This window comes from Microbacterium sp. PI-SA-G, assembly GCF_057215335.1.
Window position 1 is genome coordinate 2,567,052 of record NZ_CM170103.1, and the last position, 24,218, is coordinate 2,591,269.

The window sequence follows — 24,218 nt, forward strand, 5'->3', positions numbered from 1 at the left end:
ATGGCTCAGCGGAACACCTGGCAGCGCGAACGCGTGCGCGAAGCGCTCGCCGACGCCCGCGGATTCGTGAGCGCGCAGAACCTGCACGCGTCGCTGCGCGACGACAACACCGGCATCGGACTCGCGACGGTCTATCGCGCCTTGTCCGGACTGGCCGCCACGGGCGACGCCGATTCGCTGCAGAGCCCCGAGGGCGAGGCGCTCTACCGCGCCTGCACCACGCAGGGCCACCACCACCATCTGATCTGCCGCTCCTGCGGACTGACGGTCGAGATCGAGGCCACCGACGTCGAGCAGTGGGCACACCGCACGGCCGCCCTGCACGGCTTCACGGATGCCGCGCACGTCGTCGACATCTTCGGTCTCTGCACCCCCTGCGCCAAGAAGCGCGAGACCCCCGGGCAGCATCCGCGTGAGCCTGCTCACTCCTCCGAGGCAGTCGCAACGCCTCACCCGTTCGCCGCGATCGGCCTGGGTGGGCGTGGCGATCGGCGTCGCCATCATCGCTGCGCTGTTCCTGATCGACCAGTTCCTGCCGGCGCTCTTCCCCGCGTCGCTTCCCACGCGCGCGCAGGACGGGCTGACGCTCGCGCTCAGCGTGCTGATCGAGGCGCTGCCATTCGTCATCCTCGGCGTCGTGCTCTCGATCGTGGTGCAGGTGTGGCTGCCGGCCGATGTCATCCAGCGCTGGCTCCCTCAGCGGGCCTGGGCGCGGCGCGCGGTACTGTCGCTGCTGGGCATGCTGATCCCCGTGTGCGAGTGCGGCAACGTGCCGTTCGCCCGTGGACTGATGATGCGCGGGCTCGCGCCGGCCGAAGCGCTGACCTTCCTCATCGCTGCGCCGATCGTGAACCCGATCGTGATCCTCACCACGCACGCCGCGTTCGGCTGGGACGGCGGCATTCTGGTCGCCCGGCTCGTCGGCGGATACCTGATCGCGAACCTGATCGGCTGGATCTTCAGCCGCCACCCCGACCCGAACGCGCTGCTCACCCAGCGCTTCGTCGACACGTGCGATCGGGTCACCCACGAGCACGGCACCCCGACCAAGCGCAGCCTGACGCAGTTCCTCGTGGAGTTGCGCGCCGTGATGCCCGCGCTCGTGATCGGTTCGGCGCTGGCGGGTGCCGTGCAGGTGCTGATCCCGCGCGACATGCTGCTCGCGATCGGGTCGAACCCGGTGCTGTCGATCGTGACGATGATGGTGCTGGCGATGACGGTCGCGATCTGCTCGAACGTCGACGCCTTCTTCGCGCTCTCCTTCGCCTCGACGTTCTCGTCGGGCGCGCTGATCGCCTTCCTGCTGGTCGGCCCCCTCGTCGACATCAAGATGCTCGCGCTGATGCGCACCACCTTCACCGGTCGCACCCTCGCGATCATCGTGGGGGTCGTCGTCGCGTCGGCATTCGCTATCGGGATCGGGGTGAACGTCCTTGTCTGATTCCGTCTTCACCCGTCCGCGCACCCGCGCCCTCGCCTCGCGCTGGCTCGGAGTCGGTCTCGCGACTTTGCTCTCGGTGCTCACACTCGGACTCGGGGTCACCGGTCGCCTCACGCTCTACATCAGCCCCGAGACGGTCTGGTTCGCCTGCGCCGCGGCGGTCGTCACCCTGGCCGGTGCTGTCTGGTCGTGCACGCTGCCGCTGGGTGTCGAAGACGATCACGGCCACGATCACGGCCACGATCACGGCCCGGTCGCCGCCGCGGATCCGGTGACGGATGCCGGTGAGACCCCCCGCGCGGTCTCTCCGCGCCGCACCCTCGCGACGGTCGGCGCCGTGGCCGGGGGAGTGGTGGCCTCGGGTGTGGTGCTGACCGCGCTCGTGTTGCCGCCGGCGACGCTCTCGGTCGAACTCGCGATGTCGCGCGCGGGGGAGCAGACCTCGCTGTTCGCCGGAGCCGACACGGTGGCGCTGGGCGTGGCCGACACCTCGACGTTCGGGGTCGGAGACTGGGCGAGCGTGTTCGCGGCCGCCACCAACACCGCCGCGTACGACGGCGCCCCGGTGACGCTCACGGGGTTCGTCACACCGGCGGCCGGCGACGACGGCGTGAACCTGACGCGACTCGTCATCACGCACTGCGTGATCGACGCGCAGACCGCGACTCTGCCCGTGACGGTGGATGCCGGGGACTACCCCACCGGCCAGTGGATCGAGATCACCGGCACGGTGCGCGCGGACGCCGACGGCTCGCTGCACGTCGACCCGACCGATGTCGTCGAGATCGACGAGCCCGGGGACCCGTATGAGTACTGACGACCAGCGCCCTGAGACGCCGGCCGTCCCGCAGACACGAGCGGAGATGCGTGCGGCGCGCGAGGCCGCGGCGGCGCAGGAGGCGGCGCGCGAGGAGGCTGCCGCGCCTGTCGCGGCATCCGTTCCCGCTCCCGTTCCCGTTCCCGAGCCCGTTCCCGAGGCCATCGCCTCCCCCGCATCCGAGGAGCCTCCGCCCCCGGCAGCGCCGTCACCCGCGGCAGCACCGCGCCCGCGCCGATCCCGTCGCTTCCTGCTGACGATCGCGGCGGTACTCGGTGTGCTCGTCCTGGTCGGCGCAGGGTTCGGCGTCGTCAGCCTGACGCAGGGTCCGCGCATCACCGATGTGCAGTCCGACCCCGAGCAGGCGATCGAGTCGTCCGGCAGCCGGGTCATCCTCACCGCCAACCAGTCGCTCACCGCCATCGACCCCGCGCAGGTCACGGTCGAGCCCGCGGTGCCGTTCACGGTCGACGCGGCGGGCCGTGGCATCGGCATCCGCTTCACGGTCCCGCTCGACGACGCCACGAAGTACACGATCCGGGTGGCCGATGTGCGCGGCGCCGGCGGAGGACCGTCCTCGGTCCTCACGACGACCCTCACGACCCCGGAATCGAGCATGTTCCTGCTGCGCCGAGACGTGAACGGCGAGGACATCATCTTCCGCACTGACCTCGGCGGCAAGAAGGGCGTGCCCGTCTACTCGCACGACGAGATCAACGACTTCCGCGCGACGTCGAACCGACTCGTGGTCGCCCTCGCCGAGGGCGACGCGTCGAAGATCCTCGTGATGGACCGCGACGGCACCAACGAGCGCGAGCTCGAGTTGCCCGGTGAGGGCTACGTCGGCGCGATCCAGGTCTCGGAACGCGGCGGGCTCGTCGGCTACAGCTACTCCGACCGCGAGCTCAGCGACACCGAAGGACGAGCGAGCGTTCTGGTGACGCAGTCGCTGACCGGCGACGACGAGCCGCAGATCGCCGAGGTGGCGGGCGAGGAGGCCAGCGTGTTCTCGTGGCAGTTCGTGCCCGACAGCGCCGCCGTGCTCTTCATCGACTTCGACGGCGGGCTTTCGCTGATCGACCGCTCGAGCGACGCCGGCGTGCAGTCGCTCGGTCTCGCCGCCAACATCCAGGGCGTCTCACGGGGCACGTACACCGCGATCGTCGAGCGCCTCGACGGCACCGTGGTCGAACTCAACCTCACCGACGGGTCGGAAGTGCCGTTGGAGGCGTCTGTGCCCGACTACGGCATCGCGACGACGATCACCCCGTTCCCCGGCGGAACGCTGCGCCATGTCGTCGCCCGCGACGAGTCCGGCATCCCCGAGGGCCAGGCGATCGTGCGCGTCGCGGAGGACGGCACCGCCGAGCCGCTGATCGAGGTCGGATCCACCGACTCGATCCTGCAGGCGTGCGCCTCGCCGAGTGGGCAGTACGCGGCGGTCGTGATCGCCCCGGATCTGGCCGAGAACCCGTACGACGGCATGCTGCTGCCGCTGCCCGAGAACATGGAGACGCACCTGCTCGACCTGCGCACGGGCGAGGAGATGGTCGCACTCACCGGTTTCGATGCCTCGTGGTGCCAGACGGCGCCGCGCTTCTGACATGACCCCGATCGCCCCCCTCGGGTCCACGCCGCGAAGCGATCTGCGGCGGGCGACCCGTGACGATCTCGGCGGACTCCCCGTCGATGTCGCGCCGAGGCTGCTCGGCGGCGAGCTGCGCACAATCGTCGCCACGGCGCGCGATGCCGGGCTCGAGCCGGTCGAGGTGCGGCTGCGCATCACCGAGGTCGAGGCGTACCACGGGCAGGGCACCGGTCCGATGCCGGACCCGGGGTCGCACGCACGCATGGGGCGCACGGCCCGCAACGCCACGATGTGGGGCGAGCCCGGGCACCTCTACGTGTACCTGAGCCACGGCATCCATTCGTGCGTGAACGTGGTGTCAGGGCCCGAGGGTGAGGCGGGAGGAATCCTGCTGCGCGCGGGCGAAGTCGTCGGCGGGACGGATGCAGCGGCACTCCGCCGCGCGGCGGCACTCCCGCTACGGGCCACCGCCCTCAGGGATCTCGCGCGCGGCCCCGGGCGTCTCGGACAGGTCGTGGGGCTGCGGCATCCGCTCCACGACGGCATCGACGTCGTCACGGGCGAGGAGTGGCACGGGGCCCGCGCGGAGCTGTGGCTGGGCGAGCCGCTCGCCGACGTCGCCGTCGGGCCGCGCGTCGGGGTGGCCGGCCTGGCCGGGACGGCGGCGTTCCCGTGGCGGTTCTGGGTGCCGGGAGACGCGACGGTGTCGACGTTCCGCTGGGGACGAGGCGCGCACGCGGCGAGCCTCGAGCATCCGATGCCCGACACGCCCGGGCCGGGAGCCGTGCTAAACTGACTCCTTGTCTGCGCACACTCCTGTGCGCAGTTCGCGTGCTGTCCGGTCTTGAGGGACCGATCAGCGTGCAGACAAGGGATCTTGGGTGGGGCCGTCCGGCCTCACGGTAAAGAAGGAGTCACCATCATGGCAGCAGTGTGCCAGGTGACCGGAGCTGTTCCCGGTTTCGGTCACAACGTCTCGCACTCGCACCGCCGGACGAAGCGCCGCTTCGACCCGAACGTGCAGAAGAAGACCTATTTCGTGCCGTCGCTCGGTCGTAAGATCACGATCAACGTGTCCGCCAGGGGCATCAAGGTCATCGACGTCCGCGGCATCGAGAACGTCGTCAAGGACCTCAAGGCGAAGGGTGTGAAGCTCTAATGGCCAAGAAGGCTCAGGACATTCGTCCGATCATCAAGCTGCGTTCCACGGCAGGTACGGGATACACGTACGTGACCAAGAAGAACCGCCGCAACACCCCCGACCGCCTCGTGCTGAAGAAGTACGACCCGGTTGTCCGCAAGCACGTCGAATTCCGAGAGGAGCGTTGATCAATGGCTAAGAAGAGCAAGATCGCTCGCAACGAGCAGCGCAAGGTCATCGTCGAGCGTTACGCCGAGCGTCGCGCCGAACTGAAGAAGACCCTCGTCGACCCGAACGCGACCGACGAGGCCCGCGAGGCCGCTCGTGTCGGCATGCAGAAGCTGCCGCGCAACGCGTCGCCGGCTCGCGTGCGTTCGCGCGACGTCATCGACGGCCGCCCCCGCGGTGTCCTCACGAAGTTCGGCATCTCGCGTGTCCGCTTCCGTGACATGGCACACCGTGGCGAGCTGCCCGGCGTGACCAAGTCCAGCTGGTAAGTCCCAGTACTCGAAAGGGGCGAGGATCTTCGGATCCTCGCCCCTTTCGCGTACCCCGGTGTGCGGGAAGGGCGGACTTCTCCGTCGCGGGCGGTCTCCAGCCCCGGCATCCTCCGCCCATGCCGAAGTTCTCCGCCTGACGAGTCCTCCTGCACGCCACTGCCAGCCCGCCGTGTGTCCCCCGAACTTGTTCACAGTGGACGGCGTGGAGCCATGAGAACGCGGCGGACCGTCATGATCGACCGATGGATGTCGTGCGAGTTCTGGCCGCTGGACAGGGGATCGCGCGCGTCACGACACTGCGACGCTCCGGCATCACCGAGCACTCACTCCGCCGGGCGTTGCGTGGCGGGGAGGTGGTCTCGGTGTGCCGCGGATGGGTGGCGCTTCCACACGCCGACCCGATGCTCGTCGCGGCGGCGAAGCGGGGAGTCGTGCTCAGCTGCATCACGCTCGCCGCGAGGAGAGGACTGTGGGTGACGGCTGCCTCTGAAGCGCACGTCGCGGCGCCGCCGAAATCGGGTCACGCGAACGCCGTTCGAGGCGTCGTGCACTGGAACAGGCCGACCTTCGCTCGTGATCCTGATCGCCTGGAGGACTCGATCGAGAACGCACTCATCCTCGTCGCCCGGTGTCAGCCGTACGAAGATGCGTTGGCGACGTGGGAATCCGCGCTGAGAGCGGGCGCGGTGGATCTCACCGCGCTCGAGCGGATGCACCTGCCGCCGCCCGCGAGAAGGATGCTGGCCGACGCTCGACCGTTCGCGGATGCCGGGACCGAGACGATCTTCCGAACGAGGCTCGCATGGCTGAATGTGCCGATCACGCCGCAGGTGTGGATCTTCGGGCGTCGGGTCGACTTCGTGCTCGGCGAGCGGCTCGTCGTCCAGATCGACGGTGGCCACCACGTGGGAGTCCAGCGCACGAGCGACATCGCTCATGATGCCGAGCTGATGCTCCGCGGCTATCACGTGATCCGGATCAGCTACGACCAGTTCATGAACCACTGGGCGTCCGTGCAGGGCACGATCCTGGCCGCAATCGCCCAGCGTCTGCATCGGGCTGGGTGAGTGGAGCGCCTGCGCTCGCACAGTTCGGGCGGAGGACTCGGCGTTGGGCGGAGGTGCGCCGCGGCATCCTCCGCCCAACAGGTGAGAGTCCGCCCAACGCGCCATCCGATCCCCTCGAACGACGCGCCCGCGCCCGCCCACAGCACCCAAACGTGTGACCAGAGTGACAAAAGTGGTGCAACACGCCCCGGAAATCGCCAAAACCCGCGAAATGACGCGGAAATGTCGGCGGACGTTGATACATTCGAGGCGGTCACTCGACCACGGGGCTTCCGCTCCGACACCCACAACGATGCGACGGGATCTCGTCGCTGGAGGATGACATGGCTGACAAGTCCATCACCAAGACCGAGCTCGTCGCGAGCATCGCAAGCGCCACGGGCCAGAGCCAAGCCACCGTCTCCGGTGTCCTCGACTCCCTGTTCGCCACGGTCTCCGACGCCGTTGCCAAGGGCAGCAAGGTCTCGATCCCGGGCTGGATCTCGTTCGAGCAGGTCGACACCGCTGCCCGCACGGGCCGCAACCCGCAGACCGGCGCCGAGATCAAGATCCCGGCCGGCAAGCGCGTCAAGGTCACCGCTGGTTCGAAGCTGAAGGCAGCCGTCAAGTAATTCCGACGCACCTCACGAAGGCCGCCATCCTCTCGGGGTTGGCGGCCTTCTGCGGTCCCTGGGCAGGATCACGCGGCTTAGGCTGGAGGGGTGAGTTCGCGCACTGAGACGACAAGCCACGGTTCGGCGTACCGTCTCGCCGGACTCGGAGTGCTGCTCGCGGCATCGGTCGTCGGCGTGGTCGTCGCGCTCGCGCTCGGCGGGGGAGCGGCACCGCTCCTGCTGCAGGACCCCGGTCCCTTCGTGCGATGGGGCATTCCGGTGGCCAAGGTCATCATGAACGTGGCCGGCGCCGCCATGCTCGGATCCCTCGTGATGGCGCTCTTCGCCCTGCGCAGCGAGACCCGGCCGTTCGACGCGGCGCTCAACATCGCCTCGGTCGGCGCCGCGCTGTTCACGGTCGCCGCGGGGTTCACCGGCTTCCTCACGTTCATGGCCGCGTTCAACCCGCGACTCAGCATCGAAGCCGAGTTCGGCTCGCAGCTCGGCCGCTACCTGCTGCAGACGCCGCTGGGACAGTCGTGGCTGATCACCACCATCCTCGGCTCGGTGATCACAGTCCTCGCTTTCGCGTGGCGCACGTGGACTCCGACCCTGCTGACCGCCGGGCTCGCGGCGATCTCGTTCCTGCCCCTCGCGAGCCAGGGGCACTCCGGCGAGCTCTCGGGGCACAACGTCGCGGTCAACTCGATCCTGCTGCACACGATCGGCGCAGCGGTCTGGCTGGGCGGCCTGCTGCTGCTCGTCCTGTTCCGCACGCGCTCCGACGTCGACACCCCGCGCCTGGTCGCGCGCTACTCGTCGATCGCGCTCGCGGCGTTCGTGGTCGTCGCGGTCTCGGGTGTCGCGCGCTCGATCGTCGCGCTGGGCGACTGGAGTCAGCTCGCGACCCCGTACGGCGGCATCCTGATCGCCAAGGTCGTGCTGCTGACCGGCATGGGCCTGCTGGGCGCCTGGTACCGCGCACGGCTGATCCCCAAGCTGCATGGCGAACGCGCGTCGCGCTGGTTCTGGATGCTGGTGCTGGCCGAGGTCACGCTGATGGGTCTGGCCTCGGGCGCCGCGGCCGCGCTCGCACGCACACCTCCGCCCACCGGCGAGGAGGCCGCGTTCGCGCAGACCCCCGCCGAGGTGCTCACGCGCTCGGCGCTGCCGCCGGAGTTCACGATCGATCGCTGGTTCACGGCGTGGGATCTCGACATCCTGTGGCTGGTCGCGGCGGGCTTCGGGCTCTTCTTCTACCTGGCCGGCGCCATCCGTCTGCATCGCCGCGGGGACCGCTGGCCGATCCACCGCACGATCTTCTGGGTGTTCGGGCTGCTGCTGCTGGTCTGGGTCACGGGCGGCCCGATCAACGCGTACCAGGAGTACCTGTTCAGCGTGCACATGCTCGGGCACATGATGCTGTCGATGGCCATCCCGCTGCTGCTCGTGGCCGGAGCGCCCATCACCCTGGCGCTGCGCGCGGTGCACAAGCGCGACGACGGCACCCGCGGCGGTCGCGAGTGGATCATGTGGGCGGTGCACTCGCCGTTCTCACGCGTGGTGACGCATCCGTTCGTCGCCGCGGCGCTCTTCATCGTCTCGCTGTGGGCGTTCTACTTCACCGACCTCGTGCGGTGGTCGATGTACGAGCACCTCGGGCACGAGTGGATGGTCGCGCACTTCCTGATCACCGGCTACCTGTTCGTGATGAGCCTCGTCGGCGCCGACCCCGTGCCCTACCGCCTGCCGTACCCGGGCCGCCTGATCACGCTGATCGCCGTCATGGCCATGCACGCCTTCTTCGGCGTCGCGATCATGATGCAGGAGGGCCTGATGGTCGCGGACTGGTTCGGCTCGATGGGTCGCGACTGGGGCCCTGCGCCGTTGGACGACCAGTACATCGGCGGCGGCATCGCGTGGTCGATCGGCGAGATCCCCACCCTGATCCTGGCGATCACCGTCGCGATCCAGTGGAGCCGCAGCGACACGAAGCTGCAGCGTCGTCGCGACCGGCACGCGGACCGAACGGGCGAGGCCGAGCTCGAGGAGTACAACGCGAAGCTCGCGAAGATGGCCGAGCGGGATCAGCGCGAAGCAGAGAACGCCCGCCGCTGACAGGCTCAGCCTTCGGCGATCGGGTCCTCGGGTGAGCCGACGCGGATGGACGCCGAGCCGTCGGGCAGGATGACGATCGTGCCGTTCACCTGGAAGGGCACGTCTTCGGACACCTCCTGGATCGAGCCGTCGAAGAGGGACTGGATCTCGACCTCGAGATGAGCCACCGCATCCGCCGCAGGAATCATCCAGTGGCCGGTGCCGTCGGGCGCGACCGTGACCTTCGGCTGCGTGGTGATCGACCACGTCGGCGGCGACGTGATGCGGTTGCGCACCTGCAGTCCGAACGGGCACGCCGTGGGCTGCAGCACCTCTTGCGTGGCGCACTGCGCCAGGTACTCTTCGACGCGCTGCTGCACGACGCCGACGAACTCGTCGGTCGGCTTCGTCTGCACGTCGAGCGGTGTGATGGCGAGCGGGGTGTCGGCGAGCACGCCCGACCCTGTCGATTCCGCGATCGGGGTGTCGACGGTGACGGCGTAGATGCCCGGGGTGAAGACCAGCAGCGGCAGCGGGTCGAGCGGGGCGGCCTCGACTCCCGCGCTGGAGACCTGACGCCGGTCGACCTCGAAGCCGTTCACCGCGAAGCGATCCGATCCGCGCACGGTGAGTTCGATGACCGCGAGCGGGCTCTTCTGGAATCGCCAGTTCGGGGTGACGCCGACCCAGCCGTCCTGCTCGATCACGAACGTGCTGCTGCCGGTGTGGCCGCCGGCCTTGTAGCTGACGGTGACCGCGGTGCCGTCATCGCCGGGCTTCTCGGAGTCGACGTGCACGTCGGTGAGGGGCGCGAGGGCCGCATGGCGGAGCATCGCCTCGGATGCCGCGGTGTCGATGCCGGCCGCCGAGAGCGTCGCCCGGTCGATCGCCACGCCCGGGGTGCGCAGCGCGTCGGCCGCGCGGCCGGCCGAGAGCAGGTCGAGATAGCGCGCCACGAACGCGGAGGGGCCGTAGAACTGGTGGTACAGCGAGGTGCCGCCCGCGCCCACGGCCGCGAACAGGAGCACGCCCACGAGCGCGAGCAGCGTGAGATCGACGCCGAGACGAGCGCGCCGAGGCGCCTTCATCTCCCCCGTGTGCATGGCGTCAGTCTAGGAGTGCGTCCTGGGACGATGCCGAGCGCCACGGGGGTGCTGACGATGCCGGGCCGTAGCATGGGGGAGAGCATTTTCGCGTCCGCCCGCGTCCCCTGAGAGAGCCGTGTCCCTTCCCGCCCTGTCCGATGAGCAGAACGAGCTGTTCCGACTCATCGAGGACACCCGCGAGCACGTGTTCATCACGGGTCGGGCCGGCACCGGCAAGTCGACGCTGTTGCAGTACTTCGCGCACAACACCGCGAAGCAGATCGCGATCTGCGCGCCGACCGGAGTCGCCGCGCTCAACGTCGAGGGCCAGACGATCCACTCGCTGTTCCGGCTGCCGATCGGGCTGATCGCCGACGGAGACATCGACCAGAACGACGCGACGCGCCGCATTCTCAACGCGATCGAGACGCTCGTGATCGACGAGATCTCGATGGTCAACGCCGATCTGATGGATGCGATCGATCGCTCACTGCGACAGGCCAGGGGGCGCCGCGGTGAGCCGTTCGGCGGCGTGCAGGTGGTCATGTTCGGGGACCCGTACCAGCTCGCTCCGGTGCCGCCCCGCGGCGACGAGGCCCGCTACGTGCAGGACCACTACCGCTCGTTCTGGTTCTTCGACGCTCGGGTGTGGGCGGGCGGATCCGGCGGCGACGGGTCGTCCGAGCAGCAGGGGCTGTTCGAGGTCGACACGCGCGCGCACCTGCACGTGCGTGAGCTCGTGCAAATCCACCGGCAGTCCGACGACGGCTTCAAGGCCATGCTCAACGCCGTGCGGTACGGGCGCGTGACCGCCGAGATCGCGGGCGTGCTCAACGCGCAGGGTTCGAGAACGCCTCCGGACCCCGAGCCGGGCGAGGTGCCCATGATCACGCTCGCGACGCGCAACGACATCGTGAACGGCATCAACAACCGTCACCTCGCCGCGCTGCCCGGCAAGGAGCAGACGGCCAAGGCCGAGGTGAGCGGTGACTTCGGTCGCGGCGAGGCCTCGCTGCCGGCGGAGTCGGAGCTGCGGCTGAAGGTCGGCGCGCAGGTGATGTTCCTGCGCAACGACACCGCCCCCTCGGGGGAGCCGCCGCGCTGGGTGAACGGCACAATCGGCACGGTGGTGCGGATCCTGGGCAGCTCGGTGCGCGTCGACATCGACGGCGAGGAGGTCGACGTGGAGCCCGCCGTCTGGGAGCGGTTCCGCTACGCGTACGACCAGAACACGAAGAAGCTCAGCCGCGACGTGGTGGCGGAGTTCACGCAGTTCCCGCTGCGGCTGGCGTGGGCGGTCACGATCCACAAATCGCAGGGCAAGACGTACGAGCGCGCGATCATCGACCTCGGGTCGGGGGCCTTCGCGCCCGGGCAGACCTATGTCGCGCTGAGTCGGCTGACCTCGCTCGACGGGCTGTACCTGTCGCGTGATCTGCGGCCCCGCGACATCCGGGTCGACGAGGACGTGCGCCGGTTCATGCGTGACGCGTGGCTCGCGGCGTCGACGCCCGAGCTGCCGCGCACCTGAACTCAGGCGGCGGCGCGTGCGCGGTCGAGGTCCTCGAAGAGCTCGGTGTTGAAGCGGTAGGCCAGCAGCACCTCGTCTATCACGCGCTCGCGCTCCGCGTCGTCCCACGGGGCGGCGTCGAGCTGCTCGCGGTACACGTCCTTGAAGGCGGACGGGTCGGCGATGTCGTCGAAGAGGTAGAACCCGATGCCGTTGGTCTCGAATCCGAAACGACGGGCCATCACGCGGCCGATGAAGATCCCGCCCGACAGGTCGCCCAGGTAGCGCGTGTAATGGTGCGCGACGAAGCCGCCCGGCCAGGTGGCGCCGACCTGCAGGATGCGCTGCACGTAGCGCTGCGTGGTGGGGAGCGGGGTGATGTGGTCGAGCCAGTCCTCGCCGAGCAGGAACTCGAGGTCGGCCTTCAGTGCGGGCAGCCGCGTGAGCTTGTCGCTGAGGAAGACGGATGCCACGGCATCCTGCCGCATGCGTTCACTGGCGCCCTCGAGGGCCGCGTAGATGAAGTAGTGCTGTGCGACGAGGGAGATGTAGTCCTCGCGGGAGCCCTGACCCTTCAGCAGGTCGGACATGAAGCCGGCGCCCTCACTGCGGGAGTGCGACCCGGAGGACCGTTCGCGCAGCGCGGCGGAGAAGGAGAGGATCTCGGACATGACCTCAGTGTAAGGGTTACCTAAGTCGCGAGGAAAGCCCCGATGTGGAAGCGACGCGGGCCGCCGTCCCTCAGTCGTGGGGGCGGGGTTCGACGCCCAGGCGCGCGCACGCGGCGTCGTAGAGCGCGACCACCTGGCGGCGCACGGAAGGGCGGTCGGAGATCGCTCCTCCCGGCCACGGCACCCGCAGCTCGGTCACGGAGTCGCCGCGCGTCACGTCCCAGCGGCCGCCGTCGCCGTCGAACCCCGTCATCACGGACTGCGTGACCTCGGCGTCTGCGGGCTCGCTGAATGCGCGCGCGATCAGGATGTTGTCATCGGTGTGGTCGCCGTTCATGTGACGCAGCACGGCGGCGATCACGTCGGCATCGAAGGAATGAGGCACGACCACACTCTAGGACGGGGGGTCCGGTGCGGACTTTCAGCATCGGCGTTCTAGACTCGGGAGACATCATTCGGGGGTTCCTTTCATGCAGCTTCTCTCGTCGCGCCGGTGGCGCGCCGCAGTGGCCAGTGCGGCCGTGCTCGGTCTCATGCTCACCGGATGCTCCTCGGAGGAGACGTTCACCTACACGCCGCCCTCTCAGGTCGAGGGCGCACTGCCCGATGACATGACCGCCGCGCTGCAGGCCGCAGTCGACAACGCCCTCGTGTCATCCGGTGCCACCGGTGCCGTGGTCGGGGTCTGGGCCCCGTGGAGCGGCAGCTGGGTGACCGGCGTCGGCACGCAGGGTCCCGGCGGCGAACCGCTCGACACCGACATGTCGTTCCGCATCGCCGACGTCACCCGACTGATGACCTGCGACGTGCTCTACGCGCTCGCCGACCGGGGAACGGTCGAGCTCGACGCTCCCGTTCCCGACTACGTGTCAGGCGTCGCCGACATGACCGACATCACGCTCCTCGACCTGTGCAACGGCACCAGCGGAGCCGGCTCGTCGGAGGAGACGGTCAAGGCGGCGTGGCTGAACACCCCCGAACGCGTCTGGGCGCCGCTCGAGCTGGCTGGGTACGGACTCGGCCGCGACCGGATTCCCCCGCACACCACCTACCGCGAATCCGACGCCGGCTACCTGCTGCTCGGCCTCGCCCTGGAGCGGGCATCGGGCATGACAGCATCCGAGCTGATCGCCGAGTACGTGACGCAGCCGCTCGGCCTGTCGAACACGCGCCTTCCCGCGACGGAGGCGGCCCCGCCGTCGGACGGGCCGGTCGTGAACGGGCACTACATGAACGGCGTCGAGGGCGGCTATGACTGCGCGGCACCGGTCGACATCACCACGATGTCGTCGAGTACCGGCTACCTGGACTCCGGAGTGGTGTCGACGATCACGGACCTGGGCCGCTACGTGCAGGCCGAGGCGACGCAGGCCCTTCGCCGCAAGGACACCCCGGACCGCTTCGCGGCGCCGCTGCCGGCGAGTCCCGACTCCCCGTCGTGGTACCAGACGACGGGCGGGGCCACGCTGATCGGTTCGATGATCGGTCAGGGCGGGTGGACGCCCGGCTATGCGACCGCCGCGTACTCGGACCCGACGACCGGCTTCACCGTCGCCGTGGTGCTCAATGACTCGACCACCGGGGCCGGCTTCGCGCAGTGGCTCTCCTGGGAGCTCGCGGCGATCGCCTCGAAGGCCCCCGCCGCCGAGGGGCAGACGGCACCCGAGTTCGGTCTTCCGTTCACGGCCGAGCAGTATCACCAGACGATCACCGACTCCGCGCTCCCGTGCGTGGCACCGCCGGCGGGATAGCACGATGGCCATCGTCGACAACGCGATCTACGTCGACGGCGTACGCACCGAGAATCCGCAGAGCCTCAGCGAGACCTTCGAGCTGATGCGCGCCCGCGGCGGCATGAGCTGGATCGGACTCTACCGCCCGAGCGAGCAGGAGATCCGCGAGGTGGCCGACGAGTTCGGCATCCACGCGCTCGTCGTCGAAGACGCGCTCTCGGGCCACCAGCGCGCCAAGCTCGAACGCTACGGCGAGGTGCTGTTCATGGTGCTGCGCCCGGCCCGGTACCTCGACGAGACCGAGGAGGTCGAGTTCGGCGAGGTGCATGTGCTGGTCGGCCCCGACTTCGTCGTGACGATCCGCCATGCCGAGTCTCCCGACCTCGCCCGCGTGCGGCACCGGCTGGAGTCCGACATCCCGCTGCTCAAGCGCGGCCCCGAGGCCGTGCTCTACGCGATCCTCGACGAGGTCGTCGACGAGTACACCCCGGTGCTCGCCGGTCTCGAGAACGACATCGACGAGATCGAGAGCCAGCTGTTCGTCGACGACGTCGACGCCACCCAGCGCATCTACGAACTGGGCCGCGAGGTCATCGACTTCCAGCGGGCCACGCAGCCGCTGTCGGGGATGCTGGAGGCGCTGCTGCGCGGATCCGAGAAGTACCGGGTCGACGACGAGCTGCAGCGGTATCTGCGCGACGTGCTCGATCACACGCTGCGCGTGACCGATCGGGCGACGACGTTCCGCGCCGTGCTCGACAACGCGCTGACGGTGGAGTCGACGATCGTCGCGCGGCGCCAGAACGACGAGATGCGCCGGATGACCGAGCTCAGCATCCGGCAGAACGACGAGGTCAAGAAGATCTCGGGCTGGGCCGCGATCCTGTTCGCGCCCACCCTGGTCGGCACGGTCTACGGCATGAACTTCGACCACATGCCCGAGCTGCACTGGGCGCTCGGCTACCCGATGGCGATCGGGCTCATGCTCGTGATGGGCGTCGGGCTCTACGCCGCTTTCAAACGCAAGGGCTGGCTGTAACGGCTCCCGTGGCGGGATCCCGCCGGTGATTGTCGCCGCGCGCGCTTGTCGCCGCGATCGCGGTCGGCGACGATGAGCGGATGACACGACACACCGACACCGCCCTCCTCGTCATCGACGCGCAGGAGTCGTTCCGGCAGCGCCCCGACGAGTGGGCGGCGACCGCGAACCCCGAGGCGATCGACAACATCGCTCTGCTCGTCGCGGATGCGCGGTCGCGGGGGGATCTCGTGGTGTGGATCACGCATGCAGAACCCGGCACCGGGGGCGTGTTCGACCCGGACCGCGGGTTTGCGAGGGTGATGGCGGAGCTCGGACCGCTCGAGTCGGAGCCGGCGGTGACGAAGACCACCGTCAACGCGTTCACCTCGACCGACCTGCAGCGGCAGCTCGACGCCGCGGGCGTCGGACGGGTCGTCATCTGCGGTATCCGCACCGAGCAGTGCTGCGAGACGACCGCTCGCGTGGCGAGTGATCTGGGGTTCGACGTCGACTTCGTGACCGATGCCACCACGACCTCGGCGATCCCGGCGAACGGCGCGCTCGCTGCCGTCTCGGGCGACGAGATCATGCGCAGGACCGAGAGCATCCTGGCGGCGCGGGGCTTCGCGCGGGTCATCCGCACGCAGGACCGCGTCGGGGTGGCGGTGCGCTGACCCCGACGCGGCAGCGCGTCGGTCGCGTCAGACGCCGTCGGCTTCGGGCATTCCCGGGCCGGGACCCGGGCGGACGGGGGCGTCGGGCGCGACGTCGATGCGCGTGACGCCGTCGTGCTCGGTGACCTCGATGCGCGGGGCGGCGTCGGCCTCGGTGGCGTCGGGGGCGGAGGTCAGCTGATCGTGCCGCTTCTCTTCGTTCGTCATGTCGGCCGCGGTGCTGTCGTCATGCGTGGTCATGTGTGTTCCCTTCAGGGGTGGTGGATGCGGAGGCGGGAGCGGCGTCGGCGGAGCCCTCAGAGCGGCGGCGACCCCAGCGGGCCAGGAAGAACAGCACCACGCCGACGGCGAGCAGGATCGCGCCAAACAGCCACACGATCGGACGCTGCTGGCTGAGCAGCAGGATGCACGAGCCGATGCCCAGCACGGGCACGAACGTCCACACACGGAAGTGATCGTGATCGACGCGGTCGCGGCGCAGGACCAGGACCGACACGTTCGCGCTGAGGAAGACGAACAGCAGCAGCAGCACGACGGTCTCGGCGAGAGTGGCCAGATCGCCCACGAGCGTGAGCCCCATCGCGACGAGAGTGGTGGTGACGATCGCGACCCACGGCGTCTTGCGCTTGGGGAGCACGCGGGCCAGCGGCGAGGGCAGCAGGCCCTGCTCTGCCATGCCGTACGTGAGGCGGCTGACCATGATCATCGTCAGCAGGGCGCCGTTGGCGACCGCGATCAGCGCGATCAGGCTGAACAGCCACGACGGGATGTTGGCGCCGGTGGCCTCAACGACGGCCAGCAGCGGTCCTGAAGACTCCTGCAGGTCGGCGGCGGGCAGGGCGACCGAGCTTGCCAGACCCACCAGCAGGTACACGGCGCCGGCCGTGAAGAGCGAGGCGAACAGCGCCCGCGGGTAGGTCTTGCGCGGGTTCTTGACCTCTTCGATCATGTTCGCCGAGGTCTCGAAGCCGACGAAGGAGTAGTACGCGATCACGGCTCCGGCCAGCACGGCGATGCCGGTGCTCGTGCCCTCCGGGGCCTCGGTGACGCGGGAGAGGTCGCCGCCTCCGCCGCCGACGAAGACCGCGACGACCGCGATCACGATGACCAGGCCGCTCAGCTCGATCGCCGTCATCACGAGGTTCGCCCCCATGGATTCGCGGATGCCGCGGGCGTTCAGGGCCGCGACGACCGCCAGGAACACGATGGCGACAGGGATCGTCGGCAGATCGATGAAGGTGCGGAAGTAGTCGCCGGCGAACGCGATCGCCAGTCCCGCGGCACTGGTCACACCCGCGGCGAGCATGCTGAAGCCGACCAGGAACGACACGATCGGGCTGCGGAACGCGCGCTCGGCGAAGACCGCGGCTCCTCCGGCCCGGGGGTACTTGGTCACGAGTTCGGCGTACGAGCCGGCCGTCAGCAACGCGAGGCCGAGAGCGAGCAGCAGGGGAGCCCACAGCATCCCGCCGACCTTCTCAGAGAGCACGCCCATCAGCGCGTAGATGCCCGCCCCGAGCACGTCTCCGAGGATGAAGGCGAAGAGCAGGGGGCCGGTGATGGCGCGGCGGAGGCGAGTCGGCGCGGGAGCTTCGGCCGCAGTGTCTGAGGTCATCTGACCACGCTAGAGCCGGGCGGGGTCCAGCGGGAAGGGCTTGACACGGGGTGTCTCCTTTGCCGAGGCTCCTCGGCGCCCGTGTCCGGGTGTCGGTGGGGTGTGGAAGATTGGGAGGCGTGAACCCGGCTCCCGCACGCACCCTCCTCATCGGCTACGGCAAGCTGGCGCAGCGCCTGGCGCCGCGACTGGTGGCGGACGGCGGCGAGGTCGTCGCGGTGCGGCGCAGTGACGGCGTGCTGCCCGACGGCGTGACCGGGATCCGCGCCGACGTGGGCGAGCCGCTGGCGCAGCCGCTGCCCGAGGTCGATGCGATGGTGGTCACGCTGCCGCCCGGCGGACCCGGCTACCGCACGGTGCTCGCGCATGTTCTGGCGGCACTGCCGCACCCGCCCGCACGCACCGTCTTCGTGTCGTCGACGGGGGTCTTCGAGGCCGGCCCGTTCGACCGCCCGATCACCGAGTCCGACGAGCCCGTGCCCGCGAGCGACCGTTCGCAGGGGCTGCGCGACGGCGAGCTGGCCGCGCGCGAGATGTTCGACGCCGTGATCCTGCGACCCGCCGGCATCTACGGTCCTGGGCGCGAGTTCCTGCTGCGCCAGGTGCGCGATCACGCCGTGGTGAACCACCGGCGGCGCACGAACCGCATCCACGAGGTCGACCTGGTGCGCGCGATCGACGCGCTGCTGCGCATGCCCGAGCCCCCGACCGTGGTGCACGCGGTCGACCAGGCACCGGCACCGCTCGGCGAGGTCGTCGCGTTCATCGCCCGGGAGCTGGAGGTGGATGCTCCGCCCGACGACCCGGCCGCAGAGGCCAGCGGCACCGTGCTCGACGGCACGCTGCTGCGCCGGGTGCTGGGCACGCTCGAGTACCCGACCTACGCCGAGGGGTACGCCGAGATGATCCGTGAGGCGCGCGCGTAGATCAGGCGTACACCGGCACGGCGGCGCGCTGGGGCATCGCACCATGGTCTGCGCGTGCGACGCGTCGCACACTGGCACGCATGCGCGTGCAGAGACGAGGCGACGGCGGCCATGACTGGGAACTCTACGACGGAGAAGGCCGCATCGGCGTGGAGTGGTACTTCCGGCAGACGACCGCGCTGCCGACCTCGGTCATGCTCTACCACCTCGAGCCCGGCGCCGAAGAGGGACAGCACCATCACCTGACCGGTGATCCGGAGAGCTGCTCGACGACCAGCTCCGACGAGATGTACGTCGTGACGCGGGGCGAGGTCGTGATCACCGCGGGCACCGATCGCCGCGTGCTGCGTGCCGGCGACGCGTTCTACGCGCCCGAGGGTCTGCACCACGGCGTGCGCAACGAGTCGGAGGCGCCGGCCGAGCTCGTGCTCGTGTTCGGCCCGCGCGGCCCGCATCCGTTCCCGCAGACGGGAGTGGAGGAGTTCGACGCGGAGGCCGACCGCTAGCGGCGCTCTCCGGCTAGCGGCGCTCTTCGGCCCTGGTCGCCGTGCGCAGCAGAGCGGCGGCGAGATCGGGCCACAGCTCGTGCGCGATGAGGTGGCCCATGTCGGGATGCACCTGCAGCTCCGCATGCGGGATGGCCTCGGCGATGTCGACCGCGGACGCCCAGTGCAGCACGTCGTCGTCGCGGCCGTGGAACACGAGCGTCGGAACGGTCACCGCCCGCAGCGCCTCGAGCCGCTCGGGCGCGCGCCGCAGCGCGGCCCACTGCCGCGAGAAGCCCTCGGGGAAGTAGCCGCGGTCGTACGCGTCACCGGTCGCGGCGACGTGCCATGCGACCTGTGGGGCGTAGCGCCCGGGCGGGAGCGATTCCAGCACAGCCCGCGTGAAGGCGACGGCCTCGTCTCGCGTGACGCGCACCGGCGGTTCGGCGAGTTCGGGGCGCTCGCCGTGCAGCACGTACCGGGGCGACTGCCCGGGGATCGTCGACAGGAGGCCGAGGCTGCGCACGCGCTCGGGATGCTCGATCGCCAGCATCTGCGCCATCATGCCGCCCATGGAGTGGCCCGCGATGTGCGCCGACTCGACGCCGAGGTCATCGAGCACGCGGAGCACGTCGTCTGCCAGGTCGGACAGCGAGTAGCCGCCGTCGAGGTCGTCGGGGCCGCCGAAGCGCTGCGAGAGACCGGTGTCGCGATTGTCGAACCGCACCACGCGGAGGCCGCCGTCGGTGAGCATTGCGATGAAGCGTTCGTCCCACGCCAGCAGCTGAGCCCCGCCGCCCGACACCAGCACGAGCACGGGGGCGTCGGGCTCGCCGAAGACCTCGTAGTACAGACGCACATCGGCGGAGTCGGTGTAGGGCATGCAGCGAGCCTAGGTCGCACCGCGGCATCCGGTCATGTGATGCGGCTCCACCGGAGACGCGCGCGGGTGTGTGCTGTGCCCATGCTGTGCGGCCATCTATGACGCCTGCCCGCCCCCGCTACCCCGCCCCGAGCAGCCGCACCCGGCACGCGAGCTCGACCGCGAAGCGCGCGTCGGGGTCGCTGAGGTCGATGCCGAGCAGGTCGCGGATCCGCCGCATCCGGTAGCCGACGCCGTTCGGATGCAGCATCAACTCCTTGCCAGCGTGCACGAGCGAGCCGTCGTGCGCGAGGTACGCGAGCAGCGTGCGCACCGACAGCAGTGCGCGCTCGGCGCCGAGCTCGTCGAGCGGACGCAGCACGTCGTGCAGCAGCTCGCGGCTGATCGGCGAGGCGTAGACGTCGAGCAGCACGCGCCGCAGTCCGGTGACGTCGGTGAGCTCCACACCGCCGAGGCGCCCGGCGGCGATGGCCGATTCCGCGGCGATGCGGGCTTCTGCGGCGGAGTGCCGGAGTCCGAGCGCTCCGAGTTGCGGGGTGCCGAGTCCGAGCGTGTAGGCCCAGTCGGCGCCGGCGAGTTCGCGCGCCTGCTGCTGGATGAGCATCGCCACCTCACGCACGCGTCGCTGGTGGTCTCCGGCGCCGTGCTCCTCGGTGCACACGAGCATGAGGTCGTCCTGCAGGAAGGCGACGTGCCACATCTCGTCGCGCGCCTCGACCAGCTGCAGCGCGAACAGCTCGAGCGCCGGCTGCACGCTGCGCGGGGCACGTGCCTCAGGGTCGGACGGACGGGTGGGCGCGAGCCAGGCGACCACGTGCGACTGCGCGAGCGGCAGTCCCAGACGGGCGGCCTGCGCCACGAAGCCCTCCGCCCGGGTGGAGTCGGCGAGCACGAGCTCCACGAGCAGATCGGCGCGGGACTGGGTCGGCGCGTAGCGGTCGCGACTCTGCCGCTGCGCGACGCGCGAGAGCAGCGAGGCGATCACGGGCAGAGAGACCTCGGTGGCGCCGTCGGTGCTCGCGGCGACAAGGCGACCGACGGGAACCTCGCCGATGAAGACCGCGTCGGTGTCGGTCCATCCCACCTCCGCATCCGACACGAGGGAGAGGGCGGCGCCCAGCACTCCGCCCGCGGCGGCGAGGATGCTGTCGGTCGTGCTCCCGGGGAGGGATGCCGCCTCGGTGGCCGCGGTCACGGCCTGGGCGCCGCGCATCATCGCCTCGGACGCCCCGCCCGAGATCGCTCGGTCGACGGTCTTCGCAAGATCGGCCGCACTCACTCCCGCCGCCGAGAACACCGGCACCCCGCCGCGGTCGGCGAGCACCGATGCCGTCTCGGCCAGCACGATCCCGGTGGTGAACACGATGCCGGCGAGCCCGCGCGCGCTGGCCTGACGCAGCGCCACGTCGACGCGGAAGGGCGGCGGCTGCTCATCTCCGGGGATGATCGCCAGCGTGCCGGCGGTGACGGCGTCGAGGCGGTCGACCGATGCCAGGTCGACGCGGCTGATCTCACGGTCGTCGACGGGTCCGGCGATGCGGCGCAGTCCGAGCCGATCCGCGTCAGCCTGCAGATCTCGGAGAGAGTACTGTGCCATGCGCACAGTATGGCGGGAAACACTGGTGGTTCGTGACATTGTCCACAGGTCGATGCCTCCGTACCGTGAACACATGGCCCAGATATCTCCTGCCGCACGCACCGCGGCGCCGATCACCGAGATCACCGCGGACGACATCGCCGCGCTCGGCGTCGGCACCGCGATCTTCGGCACCGGCGGCGGTGGCGCCGTGTACACCAGCCAGATCATGGTCGAGACGGCACTGCGCGAGCACGGCCCGGTGCGGCTGGTCACGGTCGACGACCTCGGCCCGGATGACGTCGTGATCCTCATGTCGGGCATCGGCGCCCCGACGGTAGGCATCGAGATGCTCTCGGCCACCGGGCAGATCCACGCGCTGCTCGCCGAGGCGGAACGGCTGCTCGGGCGCCGGGTCACCACGCTGATGGCGGCCGAGATCGGTGGCGGCAACGGCGTGCAGCCCATCGGCTGGGCCGCACGACTCGGACTGCAGGTGCTGGATGCCGACGGCATGGGCCGCGCGTTCCCGGATGCCGCGATGGTCGCCATGAACGTCGCGGGGGTGCCGTGCGAGTGGGCGGTGCAGAGCGACGTGGTGGGCAACATCTCGGTGCTGAAGACCATCGACCTGCACTGGCTCGAGCGGCACGCCCGCGCACTCACCGTCGCCAGCGGCTCGATCTGCATCGGTGCGCACTATCCGATGACCGCCGACCAGGTGCGCGGCGCCGTGATCGAGGGCACCGTGAGTGCGGCGATCCGCGTCGGCCACGCGCTGATGTCGGCATCCGATCCGGTCGCCGCTGTCGCGGAGGAGCTCGACGCGCGCGTGCTGATGACCGGCAAGATCACCGACCTCGACCGCCGCACCGCCGGCGGTTTCGTGCGCGGCTCGGTCACGATCGCCGGTGTGGGCGCCGACCGCGGCCGCCTGCAGCGCCTCGAACTGCAGAACGAGAACCTGCTCGTGCTCGAGGACGGCGAGGTGCTGGTCAGCGTGCCCGACCTCATCACCATCATCGACTCCGAGACCGGCCACGCGATCACCACCGAGATGCTGCGCTTCGGGCAGCGCGTGTCGGTGCTCGCCTGGGCGTGCGACCCGATCTGGCGCTCGCCGCGGGGGCTCGAGCTCGCCGGCCCCGCCGCGTTCGGCTACGACCTGCCCTACATCCCCTTCGAAGGAGGCGTCCGATGACCGCGCGCGATCTGTCCATCGGCGTCGACGTCGGCGGAACCAACACCGACGCGGTCGTGCTCGACGGCGACGGCCGGGTGCTCGCGTGGACCAAGCGCGCCACGACCGATGACATCACGGGCGGCATCCGTGCCGGCATCCGCGACGTGCTCGCCGCGATCGGCGACGACCGCTCCCGCGTCTCGCGGGTGATGCTGGGCACGACCCACGCCACCAACGCGATCGTGCAGCGCCGCCAGCTCGACCGGGTCGCGATGATCCGCCTGGGCGCACCGGCCGCGACCGAATATCCGCCGCTGACCGGCTGGCCCGAGGACCTCGTGCGCATGCTGCTCGCGGGCTCGGCGATGCTCGGCGGCGGACACATGGTCGACGGCACCCCGATCTCTCCGCTGGATCGCGACGGCATCCTGCGCTTCGTCGACGGACTCGACCACTTCGACGCGATCGCCGTCGCGGGCATCTTCAGCCCGTCGTCGCCCGAGCAGGAGCTCGAGGTCGCCGATCTGCTGCACAGTCACCTCGGCCCCGACGCCCGGGTGTTCCTGAGCCAGGACATCGGCCCCACCGGACTGCTCGAGCGCGAGAACGCCACGCTGCTGAACGCCGCGCTCTACGGCGTGGCCCGCTCGGTCACCGAGGCGCTGGTCACCGTCGTCGACGAGGAGGGCCTCGACGCGGCCACCTTCTTCGCGCAGAACGACGGCACGCTGATGTCGCTCGACTACGCCGCGCAGTATCCGGTGCTGACGATCGGCTCGGGGCCGGCGAACTCCATTCGCGGCGCCGCCTACCTCTCGGGGCACGACGACGCGATCGTGATCGACGTGGGCGGCACGACCTCCGACCTCGGCGTCGTCGTCGGCGGCTTCCCGCGCGAGTCCACCCTGCCGCGTGAGATCGGCGGGGTGCGCACGAACTTCCGCATGCCCGACATCCTCAGCGTCGGCATCGGCGGCGGCACGGTGATCGACGTGGCCTCGGGTCGCGTGGGACCGGACTCGGTCGGCTACCGGATCGACCCGGAGGGGCTGCTGTTCGGCGGCTCCACGCCCACGCTGACCGATGCCGCGGCGCTCGCCGGCGGAAGCCCGGTCGCTGGACGCACGCTGCCCGCGCTCGACGGCACGATGACCGCAGCACTCGAGAAGGCGCTCGCGCTCGTCGCCGACCGACTGGAGGAGGCCGTCGAACGCCTCTCGCTCGGCCGCATGGACATCCCGCTGGTGGTCGTGGGCGGCGGCGGATTCCTCGTCCCCGACCGGCTCGCCAGCGCCGGACGCATCCTGCGGCCCGACCACGGCGGCGTGGCCAACGCGGTCGGTGCCGCGATCTCGCTCGCCGGAGGGCGCGCCGACCAGATGGCGGCGATGGGCGACCGTGAAGCCGCAATCGAACAGGCATCCGAAGCCGCCATCGCCAAGGCGATCCAGGCCGGAGCCGACCCGCTGCAGGTGTCGATCGTCGACGTGCTCGAGACGCACGTGCCGTACACCGCGCATCCCACCGTCAACATCACCGTCAAGGCCGCCGGACCCCTGGCCCGGCTCTCGGCCGAGGCCGTCGTCCGCTGAACCGCACCACCTGTACCCGA

At 70.1% G+C, this 24,218-nt stretch carries 25 protein-coding genes and 1 pseudogene; 19 read left to right on the forward strand and 7 right to left on the reverse strand.

Going from position 1 to position 24,218, the window contains the following annotated elements; all coding sequences use genetic code 11:
* The 11 genes and pseudogenes from AC2D10_RS12610 to AC2D10_RS12660 all read left to right on the forward strand — a co-directional run.
* Positions 1 to 393, forward strand: a pseudogene (locus tag AC2D10_RS12610) (Fur family transcriptional regulator); the annotation flags it as partial.
* A gap of 19 nt (positions 394 to 412) precedes the next feature.
* Complete coding sequence (locus AC2D10_RS12615; protein WP_484708138.1) at positions 413 to 1,441, forward strand: permease; 1,029 nt, start codon at positions 413 to 415, stop codon at positions 1,439 to 1,441.
* Positions 1,434 to 2,258: a TIGR03943 family putative permease subunit gene (locus AC2D10_RS12620; protein ID WP_484708140.1), complete on the forward strand. Its 825-nt coding sequence runs from the start codon at positions 1,434 to 1,436 to the stop codon at positions 2,256 to 2,258. The genes AC2D10_RS12615 and AC2D10_RS12620 overlap by 8 nt, the downstream gene beginning before the upstream one ends.
* Complete coding sequence (locus AC2D10_RS12625) at positions 2,248 to 3,861, forward strand: hypothetical protein (RefSeq protein ID WP_484708141.1); 1,614 nt, start codon at positions 2,248 to 2,250, stop codon at positions 3,859 to 3,861. The genes AC2D10_RS12620 and AC2D10_RS12625 overlap by 11 nt, the downstream gene beginning before the upstream one ends.
* Position 3,862: 1 nt before the next feature.
* Positions 3,863 to 4,642: a DNA-3-methyladenine glycosylase gene (locus tag AC2D10_RS12630; protein WP_484708143.1), complete on the forward strand. Its 780-nt coding sequence runs from the start codon at positions 3,863 to 3,865 to the stop codon at positions 4,640 to 4,642.
* A gap of 126 nt (positions 4,643 to 4,768) precedes the next feature.
* A complete protein-coding gene (rpmB, locus tag AC2D10_RS12635) occupies positions 4,769 to 5,005 on the forward strand; it encodes a 50S ribosomal protein L28 (RefSeq protein ID WP_484708145.1) in 237 nt (78 codons plus the stop codon).
* Positions 5,005 to 5,175: a 50S ribosomal protein L33 gene (gene rpmG, locus AC2D10_RS12640; protein WP_045250846.1), complete on the forward strand. Its 171-nt coding sequence runs from the start codon at positions 5,005 to 5,007 to the stop codon at positions 5,173 to 5,175. Before rpmB ends, rpmG begins: the two co-directional genes overlap by 1 nt.
* 3 nt (positions 5,176 to 5,178) lie before the next feature.
* Positions 5,179 to 5,484, forward strand: a complete 306-nt coding sequence (gene rpsN, locus AC2D10_RS12645; protein ID WP_102193482.1) for a 30S ribosomal protein S14 — start codon at positions 5,179 to 5,181, stop codon at positions 5,482 to 5,484.
* 245 nt (positions 5,485 to 5,729) lie between these two features.
* The gene (locus AC2D10_RS12650; RefSeq protein WP_484708147.1) at positions 5,730 to 6,554 is read left to right on the forward strand and encodes a DUF559 domain-containing protein; all 825 of its coding nucleotides are present in this window, start codon (positions 5,730 to 5,732) and stop codon (positions 6,552 to 6,554) included.
* A 323-nt stretch (positions 6,555 to 6,877) separates the two neighbouring features.
* Complete coding sequence (locus AC2D10_RS12655) at positions 6,878 to 7,165, forward strand: HU family DNA-binding protein (RefSeq protein WP_017203554.1); 288 nt, start codon at positions 6,878 to 6,880, stop codon at positions 7,163 to 7,165.
* 90 nt (positions 7,166 to 7,255) lie between these two features.
* The gene (locus tag AC2D10_RS12660; RefSeq protein ID WP_484708151.1) at positions 7,256 to 9,265 is read left to right on the forward strand and encodes a bifunctional copper resistance protein CopD/cytochrome c oxidase assembly protein; all 2,010 of its coding nucleotides are present in this window, start codon (positions 7,256 to 7,258) and stop codon (positions 9,263 to 9,265) included.
* 5 nt (positions 9,266 to 9,270) lie between these two features.
* Here the strand turns inward: AC2D10_RS12660 and AC2D10_RS12665 are convergent, their stop codons facing one another.
* Positions 9,271 to 10,347 carry a hypothetical protein gene (locus tag AC2D10_RS12665; RefSeq protein ID WP_484708154.1) on the reverse strand — a complete coding sequence of 359 codons (1,077 nt, stop codon included), beginning with the start codon at positions 10,345 to 10,347 and terminating at the stop codon, positions 9,271 to 9,273.
* 118 nt (positions 10,348 to 10,465) lie between these two features.
* Here AC2D10_RS12665 and AC2D10_RS12670 point away from each other — a divergent pair, with 118 nt between their 5' ends.
* Positions 10,466 to 11,860, forward strand: a complete 1,395-nt coding sequence (locus tag AC2D10_RS12670; protein ID WP_484708155.1) for an ATP-dependent DNA helicase — start codon at positions 10,466 to 10,468, stop codon at positions 11,858 to 11,860.
* A 2-nt stretch (positions 11,861 to 11,862) separates the two neighbouring features.
* On the opposite strand, the gene AC2D10_RS12675 is transcribed toward AC2D10_RS12670, so the two are convergent.
* Positions 11,863 to 12,510 (reverse strand): biliverdin-producing heme oxygenase, encoded by a 648-nt coding sequence (locus AC2D10_RS12675; RefSeq protein WP_484708156.1) that lies wholly within the window; start codon positions 12,508 to 12,510, stop codon positions 11,863 to 11,865.
* 70 nt (positions 12,511 to 12,580) lie between these two features.
* Complete coding sequence (locus tag AC2D10_RS12680; protein ID WP_484708157.1) at positions 12,581 to 12,895, reverse strand: DUF2470 domain-containing protein; 315 nt, start codon at positions 12,893 to 12,895, stop codon at positions 12,581 to 12,583.
* Positions 12,896 to 12,980: 85 nt separating this feature from the next.
* Here AC2D10_RS12680 and AC2D10_RS12685 point away from each other — a divergent pair, with 85 nt between their 5' ends.
* From AC2D10_RS12685 to AC2D10_RS12695, 3 genes are all read left to right on the forward strand, one after another.
* Entirely contained in the window at positions 12,981 to 14,261 is a 1,281-nt protein-coding gene (locus AC2D10_RS12685) for a serine hydrolase domain-containing protein (RefSeq protein ID WP_484708158.1), read from the forward strand.
* Positions 14,262 to 14,265: 4 nt separating this feature from the next.
* Positions 14,266 to 15,282 (forward strand): magnesium/cobalt transporter CorA, encoded by a 1,017-nt coding sequence (corA, locus tag AC2D10_RS12690; protein WP_484708160.1) that lies wholly within the window; start codon positions 14,266 to 14,268, stop codon positions 15,280 to 15,282.
* An 80-nt stretch (positions 15,283 to 15,362) separates the two neighbouring features.
* A complete protein-coding gene (locus AC2D10_RS12695; RefSeq protein ID WP_484708161.1) occupies positions 15,363 to 15,938 on the forward strand; it encodes an isochorismatase family protein in 576 nt (191 codons plus the stop codon).
* A 27-nt stretch (positions 15,939 to 15,965) separates the two neighbouring features.
* Here AC2D10_RS12695 and AC2D10_RS12700 read toward each other — a convergent pair whose 3' ends face one another.
* Together AC2D10_RS12700 and AC2D10_RS12705 are read right to left on the reverse strand one after the other, a co-directional pair.
* Positions 15,966 to 16,178 (reverse strand): multidrug transporter, encoded by a 213-nt coding sequence (locus tag AC2D10_RS12700; protein ID WP_484708162.1) that lies wholly within the window; start codon positions 16,176 to 16,178, stop codon positions 15,966 to 15,968.
* Positions 16,165 to 17,553 carry an APC family permease gene (locus AC2D10_RS12705; RefSeq protein WP_484708163.1) on the reverse strand — a complete coding sequence of 463 codons (1,389 nt, stop codon included), beginning with the start codon at positions 17,551 to 17,553 and terminating at the stop codon, positions 16,165 to 16,167. Before AC2D10_RS12705 ends, AC2D10_RS12700 begins: the two co-directional genes overlap by 14 nt.
* 119 nt (positions 17,554 to 17,672) lie before the next feature.
* Between AC2D10_RS12705 and AC2D10_RS12710 the strand changes: the two genes are divergently transcribed.
* Both AC2D10_RS12710 and AC2D10_RS12715 read left to right on the forward strand, forming a co-directional pair.
* Complete coding sequence (locus tag AC2D10_RS12710) at positions 17,673 to 18,479, forward strand: Rossmann-fold NAD(P)-binding domain-containing protein (RefSeq protein ID WP_484708164.1); 807 nt, start codon at positions 17,673 to 17,675, stop codon at positions 18,477 to 18,479.
* Positions 18,480 to 18,559: 80 nt separating this feature from the next.
* Positions 18,560 to 18,985, forward strand: a complete 426-nt coding sequence (locus AC2D10_RS12715; RefSeq protein WP_484708165.1) for a cupin domain-containing protein — start codon at positions 18,560 to 18,562, stop codon at positions 18,983 to 18,985.
* A gap of 13 nt (positions 18,986 to 18,998) precedes the next feature.
* Here the strand turns inward: AC2D10_RS12715 and AC2D10_RS12720 are convergent, their stop codons facing one another.
* Both AC2D10_RS12720 and AC2D10_RS12725 read right to left on the reverse strand, forming a co-directional pair.
* A complete protein-coding gene (locus AC2D10_RS12720; protein ID WP_484708166.1) occupies positions 18,999 to 19,847 on the reverse strand; it encodes an alpha/beta fold hydrolase in 849 nt (282 codons plus the stop codon).
* Positions 19,848 to 19,965: 118 nt separating this feature from the next.
* Complete coding sequence (locus tag AC2D10_RS12725; RefSeq protein ID WP_484708167.1) at positions 19,966 to 21,444, reverse strand: PucR family transcriptional regulator; 1,479 nt, start codon at positions 21,442 to 21,444, stop codon at positions 19,966 to 19,968.
* Positions 21,445 to 21,517: 73 nt separating this feature from the next.
* Here AC2D10_RS12725 and AC2D10_RS12730 point away from each other — a divergent pair, with 73 nt between their 5' ends.
* Both AC2D10_RS12730 and AC2D10_RS12735 read left to right on the forward strand, forming a co-directional pair.
* The gene (locus AC2D10_RS12730) at positions 21,518 to 22,624 is read left to right on the forward strand and encodes an S-methyl thiohydantoin desulfurase family protein (protein ID WP_484708168.1); all 1,107 of its coding nucleotides are present in this window, start codon (positions 21,518 to 21,520) and stop codon (positions 22,622 to 22,624) included.
* On the forward strand, positions 22,621 to 24,198 hold the full coding sequence (locus AC2D10_RS12735) for a hydantoinase/oxoprolinase N-terminal domain-containing protein (protein ID WP_484708169.1): 1,578 nt from the start codon (positions 22,621 to 22,623) through the stop codon (positions 24,196 to 24,198). The genes AC2D10_RS12730 and AC2D10_RS12735 overlap by 4 nt, the downstream gene beginning before the upstream one ends.
* The last annotated feature ends 20 nt before the right edge of the window (positions 24,199 to 24,218 follow it).

Excerpts from the sequence above, each read along its gene's own strand:
- AC2D10_RS12650 (WP_484708147.1), top strand. The coding sequence starts at position 5,730 with ATGGATGTCGTGCGAGTTCTGGCCGCTGGACAGGGGATCGCGCGCGTC.
- AC2D10_RS12725 (WP_484708167.1), bottom strand. The coding sequence starts at position 21,444 with ATGGCACAGTACTCTCTCCGAGATCTGCAGGCTGACGCGGATCGGCTC.
- AC2D10_RS12730 (WP_484708168.1), top strand. The coding sequence starts at position 21,518 with ATGGCCCAGATATCTCCTGCCGCACGCACCGCGGCGCCGATCACCGAG.
- AC2D10_RS12695 (WP_484708161.1), top strand. The coding sequence starts at position 15,363 with ATGACACGACACACCGACACCGCCCTCCTCGTCATCGACGCGCAGGAG.
- AC2D10_RS12665 (WP_484708154.1), bottom strand. The coding sequence starts at position 10,347 with ATGCACACGGGGGAGATGAAGGCGCCTCGGCGCGCTCGTCTCGGCGTC.
- AC2D10_RS12735 (WP_484708169.1), top strand. The coding sequence starts at position 22,621 with ATGACCGCGCGCGATCTGTCCATCGGCGTCGACGTCGGCGGAACCAAC.
- AC2D10_RS12720 (WP_484708166.1), bottom strand. The coding sequence starts at position 19,847 with ATGCCCTACACCGACTCCGCCGATGTGCGTCTGTACTACGAGGTCTTC.
- AC2D10_RS12685 (WP_484708158.1), top strand. The coding sequence starts at position 12,981 with ATGCAGCTTCTCTCGTCGCGCCGGTGGCGCGCCGCAGTGGCCAGTGCG.
- AC2D10_RS12675 (WP_484708156.1), bottom strand. The coding sequence starts at position 12,510 with ATGTCCGAGATCCTCTCCTTCTCCGCCGCGCTGCGCGAACGGTCCTCC.
- AC2D10_RS12700 (WP_484708162.1), bottom strand. The coding sequence starts at position 16,178 with ATGACCACGCATGACGACAGCACCGCGGCCGACATGACGAACGAAGAG.
- AC2D10_RS12630 (WP_484708143.1), top strand. The coding sequence starts at position 3,863 with ATGACCCCGATCGCCCCCCTCGGGTCCACGCCGCGAAGCGATCTGCGG.
- rpsN (WP_102193482.1), top strand. The coding sequence starts at position 5,179 with ATGGCTAAGAAGAGCAAGATCGCTCGCAACGAGCAGCGCAAGGTCATC.
- AC2D10_RS12705 (WP_484708163.1), bottom strand. The coding sequence starts at position 17,553 with ATGACCTCAGACACTGCGGCCGAAGCTCCCGCGCCGACTCGCCTCCGC.
- rpmG (WP_045250846.1), top strand. The coding sequence starts at position 5,005 with ATGGCCAAGAAGGCTCAGGACATTCGTCCGATCATCAAGCTGCGTTCC.
- AC2D10_RS12625 (WP_484708141.1), top strand. The coding sequence starts at position 2,248 with ATGAGTACTGACGACCAGCGCCCTGAGACGCCGGCCGTCCCGCAGACA.
- AC2D10_RS12715 (WP_484708165.1), top strand. The coding sequence starts at position 18,560 with ATGCGCGTGCAGAGACGAGGCGACGGCGGCCATGACTGGGAACTCTAC.
- rpmB (WP_484708145.1), top strand. The coding sequence starts at position 4,769 with ATGGCAGCAGTGTGCCAGGTGACCGGAGCTGTTCCCGGTTTCGGTCAC.
- AC2D10_RS12655 (WP_017203554.1), top strand. The coding sequence starts at position 6,878 with ATGGCTGACAAGTCCATCACCAAGACCGAGCTCGTCGCGAGCATCGCA.
- corA (WP_484708160.1), top strand. The coding sequence starts at position 14,266 with ATGGCCATCGTCGACAACGCGATCTACGTCGACGGCGTACGCACCGAG.